The following is a 14,522-nucleotide window of genomic DNA, read 5'->3' as shown; positions in this document are numbered from 1 at the left end:
TTTCACGACACCCCCTAGAGGCCCACCCCCGTGGGCAGGTCGGGCAGCCGCACGGGCAGCGGGAGCACGGGCGCAGGTCTCGCTTCGTCGTCGACGGTCACCACCCGGCGCTCCTGGTAGGTCTCCGGCGGGTTCTCCTCCGGGGTGTTCGAAGCGGCGGGTGCGGGTGCGGCCGTCCCCTGTGCGTCGGGCAGGTCGGTCGTACCCGGTGCGGGCGGCGGGTCGCTGACGGGATGCGAGGAGGGCTGCGCCGTCCCCGCGATCGACAGCGACTCGCGACCGATCGACGAGAAGTCGGTCTGCCACCGTTGCGCGTCGGAGCCGTCGCGGACCTTGACTACGATGTCAGAGCCCGGATCGGTACTGGTCGGCGCAAGCGCGAGGCCCTCCTTCCGGCGGGGCAGCAGTTCACCTCGTACGGTGAGGTCGTAGCGCACGTCCTGGGCGTGGGCGTTCTTCTCGCCGACGCACCGCCTCAGTACGACGACGCCGTCGTCCTCGTGGGAGTCGAGGCACAGTTCGGGGTCGGCGATGCTGCGCAGCAGGCCGTCGTCACCCAGGGACCACTGCTGGGTCCACGCCGACGAGCACACCGCCAGTTTGGTGCCGGCACCCGACTTCGCCTTGCCGCCCCGAATGTCCATGCACAGGTCGGCAGCGAGGTCGCGGAGCCGGGTCTGCTCCAGGGCCGTGGGCACTCCCTTCGAGGCGGGCGGTGACGACGACACGGCGGGCGGGGTCCCCGAGCCCGCGGGCGGTGCCAGCGTGCGGGTGCTGCTCGCTCCCGTGGAGGCCGTGGGATCGGCGCCGCCGTCGTCCTCGGACCACAGACTGGCGGCGAGAATGGTCACGAGCAGGCCCGCCGAGACCAGTCCCGCCCCCGTCAGCAGTGCCTTCGCGTGCCGTTCCCCGGGCGGGGTCCGGCGGCCCGGCGCGGGGATCTGGGCCAGCAGACGGTGACGCCCGCCGCCACTGGCGTGGCCCCCGCCACCGGGACGGCCGCTGCCCCCCGACCGGCCGCCGCCGCGCGAACGCTTGCCGGTGAAAGGCCCCCCTCCTCGGGGGCGCATTCCCTGCCGTGCGCGCCCGGGGCGTGATTCGAGATACCGTCGCGCGCCCCAGCCGAGCACCGCATCGGCGAGCAGAACACCCAACCCGCCCTCGAAATGGCTGAGTTGCTCAGCGGCGGAACGGCAGTACCGGCAGTCCAGCAGATGCTGCTGGACATCGGGGAGCAGGGCACCGCCGCGGCGAATCGGGACGTCCAGCAACCGGTTGTTGAATCGGCATTCCTTGGTCGGTGCGAGTTCCCGGTGGGAGCGCACCAAGGCTTCCCGGAATTGCTCCCGGGCCCCTTCCAGAGCGACCGACGCCGCGTCGGGATCCATGCCCGACAGACCAGCTGGTACGGATATGTGCTCGGCCTCGACCTCGGTGTGCCACAGCAGGCAGCGGGCAAGCCCGGGGAGGGCGTGGAATGAACGCTCGGTGAGCTTCCGATTTTCCGCCGTCATGGACTTCGCCGCGCGCATCCCGCGCCCTCCGGCGGGTTTCCTCAAGTCCGGCAGAACGCCGGATATCCGCTCCTCCGCGGACCAGCGACGGACGGTGTCCCGCACCGCGACGAGGAGGTCGGGCCGCACGGCGGCGCCGGTGTCCCCCTGCCCGAGGTGGTCGATCACTTGGTGGAAGGAGGCCGCGGTGACCATCGAGGCGACGTTCGCCGACGAGGCGAGGCAGATGACGGCGTAGTCGTGCGCCGACTGCCAGTGCCGCGCCATGAGCAGCGCGACGGGATGAGCGGCCTCTCCCTCCGGGCGGCCGCGCAGCTGGGCCGCGAGGCTTTCGTCGGATTCCCCCGCAGCGGCACCGGGGCCCGGTGCATAAGGGGGACGAGGGGGGTGGGGGGTGTGCAAGAGCGGAGTCCTTCCAAGGTGCAAGGTGGCACACAGAAGTTCGCCCGCCGAAAAGGGGCTTCCGATTGGTGCGTACCTTTTTGGCGGTGCGCCAGGAAAACGGCGGGCCACGAAGGCCGCTCGACGGCCATCGGCCAAGAGCTTTCTGAGCTCGTCGGCGGTCCGGAATTGCGACCAGCGATTCGGGCCGTGCCATTGACCATGCGCAGGTCACCCTTGCACAACACGCTCATGACCAACAAGGCACTTGGGCAACATCCGCCTCATTGAAAGAAAGTCAGACACTGCGGCAACTCGGTCGCGTCGCACCGGCTTTCGAAATTCCATGCGCCCCGTGTGAACCGTGCGCACGCGCCGGTGCCTCGCGCACGCTCCCGGCGCACACAACCCCGTAGTCCACTGGAACCGGCCCTTCTCGGAGGCCCCGCGCAGGACGGCGGCTCTCCCGCGCGAAACGGGCCGCCGACCCCGATTCCTCCCGCCCTCGGTCGGCGGCCCCGAGGGCGGGTCGCCCGTCAACCCGTCCCGTGCGAACGGGGGTTGGCGGCCGCGCCTTCGGTGCTGATCAGGACGACGGTCGCGGCGGATTCCAGTACGAGCCCCTGGGCGACGGCGGCGCGGACGCCCGCCAGGGACGCGGCACCGCAGGGCCCGCTGGAGATCCCCAGAGCGGCGAGGTCGCGGGCCGCGCGGGCACTCCCGGAGTCGCTGACGGCGACGGCCGCGTCCAGTCCGTCCCTGAGGAAGGGCCAGGCGAGGCCGGACGGGGTGCCGCAGTTCAGGCCCGCCATGGTGGTGTCCCCGGTGGGGACGCTCAGCGGCCGGCCGTGGGTGAGGCCGGTCAGGACGCAGGGGGCCGCGTCGGGCTCCACGGACAGCAGGGACGGGCCCGGGGCGGGACGGCTGCGGTAGTGCGTGACGGCCGCCTGGGCGAGCGAGCCGACGCCGACCGGCACGGCCACCAGGTCGGGCGACTCGGCCCCCGCGGCGGCCAGTTGGTCGTCGACCTCGGCGAACAGGGTGGAGTAGCCCTCGACGATCCAGCCCGGGATCTCCTCGTAGCCCGGCCAGGCGGTGTCCTGCACCAGGACGGAGCCCGGCTCCTTGGCGACCTCGGCGGCCCGGCGGACCGCTTCGTCGTAGGGGCCGTCGACGTGGGTCACGCGTGCCCCTTCGGTGGCGATGGCGTCGGCCGCGGCCGGGTGCACGCCCTTGGGCACGAGGACGTGGGCGCACTGCCCGAGGAGCCGGGCCGTGCGGGCCACGGCCCGGCCGTGGTTGCCGTCGGTGGCGGTCACCAGGGTGAGCGGACCGTCGGCCGCGGCGAGGAGGCGGTGGATCGCCCAGGATGCGCCCAGCACCTTGAAGGCGGGCAGGCCGAGCCGGTTCGACTCGTCCTTGACGAAGACCCGAGCGACACCCAGATCGGCGGCCAGCGCGGGGAGTTCGGTCAGCGGGGTGGGGGCGTAGCCGGGCAGGGAGGCGTGGAAGACACGGACGTCGGCGGGCGCGGGAGCGCACGTCCAGAGCCGGGCGGCGGGTCGGGTGAGCAGGGGCATGCGGTCACCGTGTCATGTCGCGCGCCCGGCGGGCCTCAGATCTGCCAGGACCGCAGCCGGTCGGCGGCTGCGTAGACGTCGACCTTGCCGGAGATCAGGTCGCGGGCGAGGTCCACGAGAGCTCCGTACGGCGGGTCGATGCCGACGCCGCTGACGAACATGTACGCCACCGCCGTGGAGCACGCGAACCGGGCGTTGGCCGAGGGCAGCGGCTTCAGCAGGGCGAGGGTGTGCAGCAGGGCGGCGGCACGCCAGGCGGGGTCGGAGTCGACGCCGAGCTTGGGCGGGTCGACGCGGTGGCGGGCGACGGCGGCGACGAGGGCCGAGAAGTCGTTGACCGTGGGCTGGTCGGGCAGGACCTCTTCGTGGCGCTGGAGCAGCCAGGGCACGTCGATGTGGATGACAGGGGCCATGGGTCAGGCGGCCCGCCCCTCGCCCGTGCCCGGTGGTTCGTCCTCGGGGAAGGCGGCCGCGAACTCGTCCGCGTGCGCGGCGAAGAACTGCCGGAAGACCTCCGCGCCTTCCTGCAGCGCCCTGTGCCGGACGATGTCGGCGGCTGCCGCCTCGCGCACCAGAGCCTTCATCGACGTTCCTCGCTCCTTGGCGATCTGCCGCAGGTCCTCTAGCTCACGCTCACTGAACTCCACATTGAGAGCTGGCATGCCCTCACGGTACCGCGCGGGTACTTACTCGTAAATACTCCCAGCTCAACGGGCATTCGTTGCGGTACCGCAAGGGCGTGAGCGCGATGTCCGATTCCCGCCGGTCACCGCCGCGTCGCAGGACCAGACTCGTAGGTGTCAAGAGGCACGCGGCACGAGAGGTGAGAAGCGATGACGGACGCGACGACGACGCACGCAACCATCACGAGGTACACGACAGTCGACAGCCCCCTCGGTGAGCTGCTTCTCGTCGGCCGGGGGTCGGCGTCCGCGGGAGTGGCCCTCGCCTCGGTGTCCATGCCGGGGCAGCGCAATGCACCCGCCGTCCAAAGGACCTGGCGGCGCGACGACTCCGTGTTCGCCGAGGCCGCCCGGCAGATCTCCGCGTACTTCGCGGGGCGGCTCACCGCCTTCGAGCTGGAGTTCGCCGTCACCGGCACCGACTTCCAACGGCGCGTGTGGCGCGCGGTGGAAGAGATCCCGTACGGCACGACGACCACGTACGGCGCACTCGCCACGCGTCTTGGCGTGCCGCGGGCCGAGGTGCGGGCGCTGGGCGCGGCGATCGGGGCCAACTCCCTGCTGCTGGTACGCCCCTGCCACCGGGTGATCGGGGCGGACGGCTCGATGCGCGGTTACGCCGGCGGTGTCGAACGCAAGGTCCGGCTGCTCACCCACGAGGGCGCGCTGCAGCCGATGCTCACCACCGGCTGACCGTTGCGACCGACCCTTGCGACCCATGGAGCCGACCCAAGGACCACGTCATGACCTTCACCCCCGCGCAGGCCGCCCGCCGGGTCGACGCCGCCGACTGGGCGGCGCTGGCGGAGGAGCTGGACGCCTACGGCTGCGCGTCCACTCCCCCGCTGCTGACCCCGGCCGAGTGCCGTGACCTCGTCGGACTGTACGAGCGGCCGGAGCTGTTCCGGACCACCGTCGACATGGCACGGCACCGGTTCGGTTCGGGCGAGTACCGCTACTTCACCCACGACCTGCCGCCTCGGGTCGCCGCCCTGCGGACCGCGCTGTACCCGCGGCTGCTGCCGATCGCCCGCGACTGGGCGACTCGGCTCGGCCGCCCGGCGCCATGGCCGGACTCCCTGGAGGAGTGGCTTTCGCTGTGCCACGGGGCGGGCCAGGACCGCTCCGCACAGATCCTGCTGCGCTACGGGGCGGGCGACTGGAACGCCCTGCACCGCGACGTCTTCGGTGACATGGTCTTCCCGCTCCAGGTCGTGATCGGCCTGGACGCCCAGGGCACCGACTACACGGGCGGCGAGTTCCTCCTCGTCGAGCAGCGCCCCCGCGCCCAGTCCCGGGGCACCACGGCCGTCCTCGCGCAGGGCCACGGCCTGGTCTTCACGACCCGGGACCGCCCGGTGCGCACCCGGCGCGGCTGGTCGGCCGGCGCGATGCGGCACGGCGTGAGCACCGTGCGCTCCGGCCGTCGGCACGCGCTGGGCCTGGTCTTCCACGACGCGGCGTGACGCCCGACGCCTTGCTCAGCCTGAGAAGGTGACGGGCCTGCCGGTCTCCGCGTACGCCTTGAGGGCGGTGAACTTGGCGGCCCAGGCGTAGGTGAAGTTGCGGTAGGCGTCGTCCTGGTCCGGGAAGCCCGCGTGGGTGAAGCGCAGCAGCACGCCGCCCTCGGGGACGTCGAGGATCTCGTACGTCTGCACGGTGCCGGTCCACGGGCCGTTCCCGCCCTCCAGCACCAGGCGCCGGTCGCCCGACTCCGTGACGAGCAGGCGCCAGGACTCCGGCTCCCCCGGGAAGGTCAGCGCGTGTGCCGCGCCGACGCCTTCCCCGACCACCGCCTCCGGGGTCAGCCAGCTGCGTATGCCGGTCTCGGTGGCGACGGCGTCCCGGACGGTGTCCGCCTCGGCCTCGATGGTCAGCTGCATGGCTATGTCGGCCATCGGATGTCCTCTCGGAGTCTGGAGCCTGTATGGGGGTGGAAGTCCGGTGCAACCGTCCTGGGACAGGGAGAACGAGGGCGCCCCGGGCCCGCCGCCGGCGGGCCCGCGCGCCACGCCGTCAGCTCTGCCGCCACAGCCCGCGCCGGCGGTAACCCGCCTCCCAGAAGAGCCGGTTGAGTACACGGACGGGCGGCGGCAGCACCCCGAGGAACCGGGCGCGGTCGGCGGACGGGATGCCGTCGACGATCCACGGCACGAAGAGCGCCGCCCCGCGCAGTCCCTGCTGCCGGCGGATACGGCCGGTGAAGGCACCCCAGTCCGCGGCCGTCAGCTCCTCCTGGATCAGCGGCAGGGCGCTCTCCTCCTCGTGCCGGAGGTGCTCGTCGAGGGCGGTCGAAAGCGCCTCGACCCGTTCGGGCAGGTTCCCGGACCGGCCGGCGAGTGCCGCGTCCACGGAGGTGAGCAGCGGGTCGAGTCGGGCGTGCTCCGCCTCCATTTCGGCGAGGAGGGCGACCTCCTGGGCCCGGCCCGCGACCCTGTGCTCCACGCGCGGCCACAGGTCGCTGTCCTCGGCGGTGTGGTGGATGTGCAACTGGTGCAGGAAGTTGTCCCAGCCCGCGCGGACCGCGGGGGTGTCGGCGGTGCCGTCCGCCGCCGCCTTGCCGAGGCGTTCCAGGTCGCGCCGGAAGGCGTCGTGGGCGGCGTACATCGGGGTGAAGTCGATCGTCATGAGGTGGCTTCCTCCAGTTCGGGTTCGTACACGGGCAGGGCGTGCGGGTTGGCGGACGGCCCGCGGTGGCGGCGTACGGCCAGGCAGGCGAGCGCGCCGGCCAGCAGGGCCGCGGCGGAGACGAGGACCGCGGGGCCCATCGCGTCCACGAAGCCATGGCCGAAGACCTGGCCGCCGAGGGCGCTCATACGGTCCGCGACGTCGTGCGGCACACCCGCCGGAACGCCGCCCGACTGCCGGGCGTTGACATCGGACCCCGCGTGGGAGAAGGCGTCGACGAAACCGTCGCGGTAGGCCGCCGGCAGCTGTCCGGCACGCTGCCTTGCCTGGTCGCTCAGCGAGTCGGCGAGCTGCGCCTGCAGCACGGCGCCGACGAGGGCGCCCGCGAGCACCGAACCGACCTGTCGCAGCGCGTTGTTGACGCCCGAGGCCGCGCCGGACAGACGTGCCGGTACGTTGCGCATGACCTCCGTGGCCATCGGTGCGAAGGTGCAGCCGGCGCCCAGGCCCGCGAGGAAGAGCGGGAAGGCGACGGCGGTCCAGCTCGAACCGGTGTCGACGGCGGCGACGATCCAGATCAGCGACGCTGCCCAGGCCAGCAGCCCGGTCATCAGGATGTACTTGCCGCCGACCTTGTCCGACAGGACGCCCGCCGGGCCGGCCGTCACGAACGAACCGAGGGCGAGGGGCAGCAGCACGAGCCCGGACTTGAGGGCGCTGAAGCCCAGCACCGACTGGAGGTAGATCGTCAGCGGCAGGAACATCCCGATGACACCGAACGACACCGTGATGCCGACGAAGTTGAGGAGCGTGAAGCTGCGGTCCTTGAAGAGGGAGAACGGGACGAGCGGCTCGTCGGCCTGCCGGCGGCGCTCGTGGAGGAGGAACCCGGCGAACAGCGCCGCCGCCGCGCCGAACAGTGCGAGGATCCCGCCGTTCCAGTCGTAGCGCTGTCCCTCGGTGAGGCCGAAGGCCAGCAAGAACAGGGCGGCCGATGCGAGGACCACGCCGAGGGTGTCGAAGCGGTGGCGTACCGTGCGGCGCTGCCCGCCCGGGATGATGGCCGCCGCGAGGGCCAGGACGAGGACGCCGAGCGGCAGGTTCACGTAGAAGATCCACCGCCAGTCGAGGTGGGTGATCAGCGCGCCGCCGATGATCGGACCGAGCGCGCCGGAGATGCCCGCGACGCCGCCCCAGACGCCCATGGCCACGCCGCGCCGGTCGGCTGGGAACACCTCGGCGATGATCGACAGGGTCTGCGGCATGAGCAGCGCGGCGCCGAGGCCCTGGACCGCGCGGAAGGCGATCAGCTGGGCCGGGTCCTGCGCGAGGCCGCAGGCCAGGCTGGCCACGGTGAACAGGGCGACGCCGGACATGAACAGGTTCCGCTTGCCGCGCAGGTCGCCGAGGCGGCCGGCGGTGATCAGCAGGACGGCCAGGGCGAGGGTGTAGGCGTTGACGACCCACAGGATCTCGTCGAGGGAGGCGTCCAGGTCCTCCCCCAGGTCGGGGATCGCGATGTTCACGATCGTCAGGTCGAGCAGTGTCATGAAGAACCCGAGGGAGAGCGTGATGAGGATCGCCCAGGGGTTGCCGTGCCATTTCTTGAACACGATGCCGGTCTCCTTGTGGTCGGACTCGCGTTCAAGAGGGCGCCGGTCGCGGGCGGCGTGACGCCGTGAGACGTACGTCACTCTTGGCCGTGCGATGTCACATTCGGACCCCCTGTTCGGCTCGGAGTAGTGAGCCCACCCAGGGAGGCAAGGCATGTCCGAGGGGACCGACACCGCGACCCAGGTGTTCGTCGACCACCGCGAGCTGCTCTTCGCGATCGTCTACAACATGCTCGGCAGCGTCGCCGACACCGAGGACGTTCTGCAGGAGACATGGCTGTCGTGGACGGGCCGACGGCACGGCTCGCCCCTCGACGGGATCACCAATCCGCGCGCCTACCTCGTCCGCATCGCGGTGAACCACGCGCTCGCGCGGCGGGCGGTCATCACCCGCCGACGTGAGACGTACGTCGGCCCGTGGCTGCCGGAGCCCCTGCTCGACGAAGCCGCCCCCGACAACTCCGCCGAGCGTGCTCTGCGCTCCGAGTCGGTGTCGCTGGCGATGCTCGTGGTCCTGGAGTCGCTCACCCCGCTGGAGCGGGCGGTCTTCGTCCTCAACGAGGTGTTCGGCTACGCCCACACCGAGATCGCCGAGGTCCTCGACCGCAGCCCGGCGGCGGTGCGCCAGCTCGCGCACCGGGCCCGGCAGCACGTGCACGCCCGCCGTCCGCTCTACCGCGCCCATCCGCGCGTACGGCAACAGGCGACGGAACGTTTCGTGGAGGCCGCGCTCGGCGGTGACATCGCCGCGCTGATGGAGATCCTGGCACCGGACGTCACGGTGTGGACGGACGGCGGCGGCAAGGCGCGTGGGGCCGGGCTGCGCCCGGTGCACGGCCGCGACAAGGCGGCTCGACTGCTGGCCGGCTACGCCACCCACCGCGGGGCTGGCCTGGAGGTCCGCTACCGGCGCGTCAACGGCGACGACTCCGCGGTGGTGTTCGAGGGCGAGTCGCCGTACGCGGTCATGGTCATGGACCTCACCCCGGACGGCGATCAGGTGTCCGACGTCTACATCGTCACCAATCCCGAGAAGCTCGCGCATGTGCGTCGCGGGGAGGACGGCAGGGCCCAGGAAGCGGAGGAGCGGCAGGCATGACGACCACCGACCGGCCGGGCACTGGCCCGGCCTCGACTGCGACCCCGACTCCGGACCCTGCCCCGCAACCGGCCTCGCGAGCGGCTGGGAAGGCGTCCTCGGGCGAGCGGGTCGCCGACTGGGTCGACGGCCGCCTCGGCGTGTACACCCTCGGCAGGCAGTACCTGCGCAAGGTCTTCCCGGACCACTGGTCCTTCCTCCTCGGCGAGATCTGCCTCTACAGCTTCGTCGTACTGATCCTCACGGGTGTCTATCTGACGCTGTTCTTCCATCCGTCGATGAACGAGGTGATCTACCACGGCGGTTACGTCCCGCTCAACGGCGTGCGGATGTCGGAGGCGTACGCCTCGACCCTCGACATCAGCTTCGACGTCCGCGGCGGACTGCTGATCCGGCAGATCCACCACTGGGCGGCATTGATCTTCCTCGCCGCCATGCTGATGCACATGATGCGGCACTTCTTCACGGGCTCGTTCCGCAAGCCCCGTGAGGTGAACTGGCTGTTCGGCTGGACGCTGCTGCTGCTCGGCCTGTTCGAGGGCCTCTTCGGCTACTCGCTTCCCGACGACCTGCTCTCGGGCACCGGACTGCGGTTCGTGGACGGGGCGTTGCTGTCCATGCCGATCATCGGTACCTATCTGTCGTTCTTCACCTTCGGCGGGGAGTTCCCCGGCCACGACATCGTGGCCCGCTTCTACTCGCTGCACATCCTGCTGATCCCCGGCATCATGGCCGCCCTCGTGGTCGCCCACATCCTGCTGGTCGTCTACCACAAGCACACCCAGTTCGCGGGGCCCGGAAAGACCGAACGCAACGTCGTGGGCGCGCCGTTCATGCCGGTCTACCTGGCGAAGGCGGGCGGCTTCTTCTTCCTGGTCTTCGGCGTCATCGCGCTCATCTCGGCGATCGCCACCATCAACCCGGTCTGGGTGTACGGCCCTTACCGCGCGGACCAGGTGTCGACGGGCGCCCAGCCCGACTGGTACCTGGGCTTCGCGGAAGGACTGGTGCGTGTGATGCCTGGCTGGGAGATCACCGCGGCGGGGCACACGCTGAACCTCGGCGTCCTCATCCCGGTCGTCGTCTTCCCCCTCCTCCTGGTCTTCATCGCCGTCTACCCCTTCCTGGAGTCCTGGATCACGGGCGACCGGCGCGAGCACCATCTGCTGGACCGCCCGCGCAACCGGCCGGTCCGGACGTCGATCGGCACGGCGTGGGTCAGCCTGTACCTGATCCTGCTGGCGGGCGGCGGCAACGACATCGTGGCGACCCGCTTCCACCTGTCGATCAACACCGTGACCTGGTCGGTGCGGATCGCCGTGTTCGTGGTCCCGGCCGTCGTCTTCGTGGTGACCCGTCGTCTCTGCCTCGGTCTCCAGCGCCGCGACCGCGAGCTGGTGCTGCACGGCCGTGAGACCGGCGTCATCAAGCGGCTGCCGCACGGCGAGTACGTCGAGGCGCACCGGCCCCTCTCCCCCGCCGAGCTCCACACCCTCACCGCGCACGAGCAGCCGCGCCCGCTCGAACTCGGCCCCGCCCAGGACACCAACGGCCTCCCGAACGGGGCGTCCCGCTCCCTGCGTCTGCGCGCCGCCCTGTCGCGCAGGCTCCACGGCGAGGCAGCCCGCGTCGAGAAGCCGACGGCGGAGGAGTACGAGGAGGCACGGCGCCATTAGGGGACGCCCGCGCCAGGCGGGCGCGGGCGTCCTGGGCACTGCCGGCTCAGGCCACCGGTGCCTCCAGACGGCTGATGCGCTGGGCGCCGTCGGCCGCGCCCGGGTGGGCGCTCGTCAGGGTGAGCCGGAGTGCTGTGCCCCGGGCCGCGTCGAAGGTGACGACCGTGGGCGCGTCCGACGTGGTGGCCCAGTCGACGGCGGCGCCCGTCACCGGCACGTACGCCGTGCCGTCCCACACCGCGACCTCGATCGACGCGGGAAGGGTGTGGGTCGCGTCGACGGTAAAGGAGACCTCGACGCGGTCGAAGGTGCGCGAGCGCGCCCAGGTCAGCGAGACCCAGTCCTTCGGGCGGGCTCCGTTGAACGCGGGCAACAGTGCGGTGGCCGACTTGAAGAACGCGTTGGACCAGCCGGTGGCCGCGTCGCCGTCGACCATGGCGGCGGGGAGGGTGTCCGTACGGCCCGAGTAACTGGCGTCGGCGAGCGGGTAGCCGGGGGTGCCCGGACCCGGGTCGGGGACGAACACGGCGGCCGGGGTGGTCGCCTTCGCGCGCGCGGAGGTGGTGTGCACGGTGGCGGTTGCCGAGCGCAGCCCGTCCGAGCGGGCCCGTACCCTCAGGGAGCCCGCCTTGGTGCCGGCGCGGACGATGGCAAGTGCCTTGCCGTGGAAGGCCGTCCGGGTGCTCGCCTGGTAGCGCTCGGCGCTCTCCTCCCGCCCGTTGTCGAGTCCGGCCAGCGAGCCGCCGTCGACCTCGAAGGCGATCAGGTGCTCGGCGTCGGGCACGACCGCACCGCGCGCGTCGACGATCTCCGCGGTGACGAAGCAGAGCGAACGGCCGTCGGCGGCCAGTGACTTGCGGTCCACGGTGAGCCGCACGGCGTGCGGTGCCCCGGCGGTGCGCAGGACGTCGGTGGCGACCTTGCGGCCGCCTTGGCGGGCGATGGCCTTCAGCTCACCGGGCGCGTACGGCACCTTCCAGGTGAGGTGCAGTTTGCCCGCGCTGCCGTTCGGGCTGGTGTAACTGCCGGGGTAGGGGCCGGTGGTGACGGTCCTGTCGTCGCCGGTGGCCTCCGTGGTCTCCAAATAGGCGCGGCCGTCGGTGGTCTTCTTGGTGTCGAACGCCCTTGTCCCCAGGGACTTTCCGTTGAGGAAGAGCTCCACGGTGTCGACGTTCGTGTAGGCCCAGACCTCGATCGTGTCGCCCTCCTGGTGGTTCCAGCTCATCGGCACCAGATGGACCATCGGCTCGCTCGTCCACTGGCTCCTGAAGAGGTGGTACATGTCCTTCGGGAACCCGGCGGTGTCGACCGCGCCGAAGAAGGACGCCTTCACCGGGAACACGTCGTAGGGCGTGGGCTCCCCGATGTAGTCGATGCCCGACCACAGGAACTGCCCGGCGAACCACTTCCGGTCCCGGTCCTTCTTGTGCCCGTACTCCCCGCTCATCGTCCACGAGGCGAGGTTGTTGTCGTAACTGGAGGTCGCGCGCCTGCCCGGGGTGTGGTTCTCGCCGGTGTTGAGGTGCTCCGGCTCCTGGTACGTGGAGCGCGTCGAGGTCTCCGACGACGACTCGGACTCGAAGAGGAAGAGGTGGGGGTAGGCGGCGTGCAGCTGGTCCACCGAGGCGGCGGTGTTGTAGTTGAGGCCGAGCCCGTCCAGCTTGGCGAGCATGAGGTCGGCCGCGGAGCCCTTGGCCGGGATGCGGCGGTACTTGTCGGAGCCGATGACGAGCGGGCGGGTGTCGTCCACCGCCTTGATCGCGGCGATGATCCGGTCGGCCATGGCGAGCCCGGCGGTGGAGGTGGAGTCGGGTATCTCGTTGCCGATGGACCACAGGACCACGGCGGGCGAGTTACGGGCCGCGAGCACCATCTCGGTGGCGTCCTGGTCGGCGTACTCGGTGAAGAACCGGCCGTAGTCGTAGGCCGTCTTGCCGGTCTTCCAGCAGTCGAAGGCCTCCACCATCATCACGATGCCCAGCTCCTCGCAGACCTGGATGATCTGTGGCGAGGGCGGGTTGTGGGAGGTGCGGAAGGCGTTGACGCCCATCGACTTCATGATGGTCATCTGGCGGCGTACGGCGTCGATGCTGATCGCGGCGCCGAGCGCGCCCTGGTCGTGGTGCAGGTCGACACCCTTGATCTTGGCGTGAGTGCCGTTGAGGTGGAATCCCTCGTCGGGGTCGAAGCGGAACGAGCGGATGCCGAAGGTGGTGCGGTAGGTGTCGGCGATCCGTCCCCCGACGCGGAGTTCGGTCTCCAGGGTGTAGCGGTGCGGGGTCGCGAAGTCCCACAACCGCGGGTCGGGCACGGCGAGTTCGTGGGTCTCCGTCCGCTCCTTGTCGACGGTGACCGTGGACTGGGTGCGGGCCACCACCCGGCCGGCGGGGTCGACGATCCGGGAGCGGACCTCCACCTCGCCCGCGGTGCCCGACTCGTTCGCCACCGAGGTCAGGACCCGCACGAGCGCCCGCTCCGCGGTGATCTCCGGTGTCGTGACGTAGGTGCCCCAGCGGCGCACGTGCACCGGCTCGGTGACGACGAGCCGCGCCTCGCGGTAAATGCCGCTGCCCGAGTACCAGCGGCTGCTGGGGAGCCGGTTCTGCACCTTGACCGCGATGACGTTGGCGGTCTTGCCGTCGGTGTGCAGGAGGCCGGTCAGGTCGAAGGCGAACCCGGTGTAGCCGTAGGGGTGCCGGCCGACCTGCTTGCCGTTGCAGTAGACGTACGAGTCCATGTAGACGCCGTCGAACTCCACCGAGATCCGCTTGCCGGCGAGAACGGGCGGCAGGGTGAAGGTGTGCCGGTACCAGCCGAGGCCGCCGGGGAAGAACCCGGTGCCGCTGGTGGTGCCGTGCTCGGTGGTCGGCGTGAGCTCGATGCTCCAGTCGTGCGGTACGGCGACTTCGCGCCACGCCGTGTCGTCGTAACCGGGCTCGGCCGCGTCGGCGTAGGCGCCTGTGGGGTCGGTGATGCCGCCCGGGTTCACCAGCGCGAAGCGCCAGCCGTCGCGGAGTTCGACGGTACGGCGGCCCGCGGCGCTCGTGGGCGACGCGGCCCAGGCGTCGGCGGCGCCGGCGAGCGTGCCGGCCGCCGGTACGGCCGTTCCTGCGATCAATACTGATCTTCGAGTGACCGTCATGCCGGCTCTCTCTCGTCAAGGGCCCATAATTCATCACAACTGATCGCGAGCAAACAGATTCTGACGTGATGACACACGCGGCCGTCAAGGGCCTGGCACTCACTTCCGCCCCGTACGCCACATCGGCTTGAATCCCATCCGGCTCGGGCGACCGTCGTCCCGACCGAAACACCCCCCGCCGAGCCATGTGCCGGGTGCCGGGCTGC

At 71.2% G+C, this 14,522-nt stretch carries 12 protein-coding genes; 4 read left to right on the top strand and 8 right to left on the bottom strand.

The genetic code is table 11. The features are described from left to right. Positions 1-14: 14 nt before the first annotated feature. The 4 genes from ACN6LB_RS25470 to ACN6LB_RS25455 form a co-directional block, all read right to left on the bottom strand. Positions 15-1,916: an RICIN domain-containing protein gene (locus tag ACN6LB_RS25470; protein WP_445027944.1), complete on the bottom strand. Its 1,902-nt coding sequence runs from the start codon at positions 1,914-1,916 to the stop codon at positions 15-17. A 515-nt stretch (positions 1,917-2,431) separates the two neighbouring features. Next, positions 2,432-3,475 carry a pyridoxal-phosphate dependent enzyme gene (locus tag ACN6LB_RS25465; RefSeq protein ID WP_445027943.1) on the bottom strand — a complete coding sequence of 348 codons (1,044 nt, stop codon included), beginning with the start codon at positions 3,473-3,475 and terminating at the stop codon, positions 2,432-2,434. A 35-nt stretch (positions 3,476-3,510) separates the two neighbouring features. Further along, entirely contained in the window at positions 3,511-3,888 is a 378-nt protein-coding gene (locus ACN6LB_RS25460) for a toxin Doc (protein ID WP_356136151.1), read from the bottom strand. A gap of 3 nt (positions 3,889-3,891) precedes the next feature. After that, positions 3,892-4,137: a hypothetical protein gene (locus ACN6LB_RS25455; protein ID WP_356136153.1), complete on the bottom strand. Its 246-nt coding sequence runs from the start codon at positions 4,135-4,137 to the stop codon at positions 3,892-3,894. Positions 4,138-4,308: 171 nt separating this feature from the next. Here ACN6LB_RS25455 and ACN6LB_RS25450 point away from each other — a divergent pair, with 171 nt between their 5' ends. Next, a complete protein-coding gene (locus ACN6LB_RS25450) occupies positions 4,309-4,851 on the top strand; it encodes a methylated-DNA--[protein]-cysteine S-methyltransferase (RefSeq protein ID WP_445027942.1) in 543 nt (180 codons plus the stop codon). A 50-nt stretch (positions 4,852-4,901) separates the two neighbouring features. Beyond that, a complete protein-coding gene (locus ACN6LB_RS25445; protein WP_445027941.1) occupies positions 4,902-5,624 on the top strand; it encodes a 2OG-Fe(II) oxygenase in 723 nt (240 codons plus the stop codon). Positions 5,625-5,639: 15 nt separating this feature from the next. Here ACN6LB_RS25445 and ACN6LB_RS25440 read toward each other — a convergent pair whose 3' ends face one another. From ACN6LB_RS25440 to ACN6LB_RS25430, 3 genes are all read right to left on the bottom strand, one after another. Continuing rightward, the gene (locus tag ACN6LB_RS25440; protein WP_445027940.1) at positions 5,640-6,056 is read right to left on the bottom strand and encodes an SRPBCC family protein; all 417 of its coding nucleotides are present in this window, start codon (positions 6,054-6,056) and stop codon (positions 5,640-5,642) included. Positions 6,057-6,174: 118 nt separating this feature from the next. Then, a complete protein-coding gene (locus tag ACN6LB_RS25435) occupies positions 6,175-6,786 on the bottom strand; it encodes a hemerythrin domain-containing protein (RefSeq protein ID WP_445027939.1) in 612 nt (203 codons plus the stop codon). Next, positions 6,783-8,399, bottom strand: coding sequence for an MFS transporter (locus tag ACN6LB_RS25430; protein WP_445027938.1), 1,617 nt, complete (start codon positions 8,397-8,399; stop codon positions 6,783-6,785). Before ACN6LB_RS25430 ends, ACN6LB_RS25435 begins: the two co-directional genes overlap by 4 nt. Positions 8,400-8,553: 154 nt before the next feature. Between ACN6LB_RS25430 and sigJ the strand changes: the two genes are divergently transcribed. Next, the gene (gene sigJ, locus ACN6LB_RS25425) at positions 8,554-9,498 is read left to right on the top strand and encodes an RNA polymerase sigma factor SigJ (RefSeq protein WP_356136164.1); all 945 of its coding nucleotides are present in this window, start codon (positions 8,554-8,556) and stop codon (positions 9,496-9,498) included. After that, positions 9,495-11,174 carry a cytochrome bc1 complex cytochrome b subunit gene (gene qcrB, locus ACN6LB_RS25420; RefSeq protein WP_445027937.1) on the top strand — a complete coding sequence of 560 codons (1,680 nt, stop codon included), beginning with the start codon at positions 9,495-9,497 and terminating at the stop codon, positions 11,172-11,174. Before sigJ ends, qcrB begins: the two co-directional genes overlap by 4 nt. Positions 11,175-11,220: 46 nt before the next feature. Here qcrB and ACN6LB_RS25415 read toward each other — a convergent pair whose 3' ends face one another. Further along, positions 11,221-14,316: a glycoside hydrolase family 2 TIM barrel-domain containing protein gene (locus ACN6LB_RS25415; RefSeq protein WP_445027936.1), complete on the bottom strand. Its 3,096-nt coding sequence runs from the start codon at positions 14,314-14,316 to the stop codon at positions 11,221-11,223. Positions 14,317-14,522: the final 206 nt, after the last annotated feature.

Source organism: Streptomyces sp. SAS_270 (assembly GCF_052543295.1).
The sequence above is the reverse complement of the archived record's forward strand: the minus strand, read 5'-3'. Positions and strand labels throughout refer to the sequence as shown.

What these genes read in the sequence shown, in the direction of transcription:
- ACN6LB_RS25465 (WP_445027943.1), bottom strand. Translation starts at nt 3,475, where the DNA reads ATGCCCCTGCTCACCCGACCCGCCGCCCGGCTCTGGACGTGCGCTCCC.
- ACN6LB_RS25460 (WP_356136151.1), bottom strand. Translation starts at nt 3,888, where the DNA reads ATGGCCCCTGTCATCCACATCGACGTGCCCTGGCTGCTCCAGCGCCAC.
- ACN6LB_RS25455 (WP_356136153.1), bottom strand. Translation starts at nt 4,137, where the DNA reads ATGCCAGCTCTCAATGTGGAGTTCAGTGAGCGTGAGCTAGAGGACCTG.
- ACN6LB_RS25450 (WP_445027942.1), top strand. Translation starts at nt 4,309, where the DNA reads ATGACGGACGCGACGACGACGCACGCAACCATCACGAGGTACACGACA.
- ACN6LB_RS25445 (WP_445027941.1), top strand. Translation starts at nt 4,902, where the DNA reads ATGACCTTCACCCCCGCGCAGGCCGCCCGCCGGGTCGACGCCGCCGAC.
- ACN6LB_RS25440 (WP_445027940.1), bottom strand. Translation starts at nt 6,056, where the DNA reads ATGGCCGACATAGCCATGCAGCTGACCATCGAGGCCGAGGCGGACACC.
- ACN6LB_RS25435 (WP_445027939.1), bottom strand. Translation starts at nt 6,786, where the DNA reads ATGACGATCGACTTCACCCCGATGTACGCCGCCCACGACGCCTTCCGG.
- sigJ (WP_356136164.1), top strand. Translation starts at nt 8,554, where the DNA reads ATGTCCGAGGGGACCGACACCGCGACCCAGGTGTTCGTCGACCACCGC.
- qcrB (WP_445027937.1), top strand. Translation starts at nt 9,495, where the DNA reads ATGACGACCACCGACCGGCCGGGCACTGGCCCGGCCTCGACTGCGACC.
- ACN6LB_RS25415 (WP_445027936.1), bottom strand. Translation starts at nt 14,316, where the DNA reads ATGACGGTCACTCGAAGATCAGTATTGATCGCAGGAACGGCCGTACCG.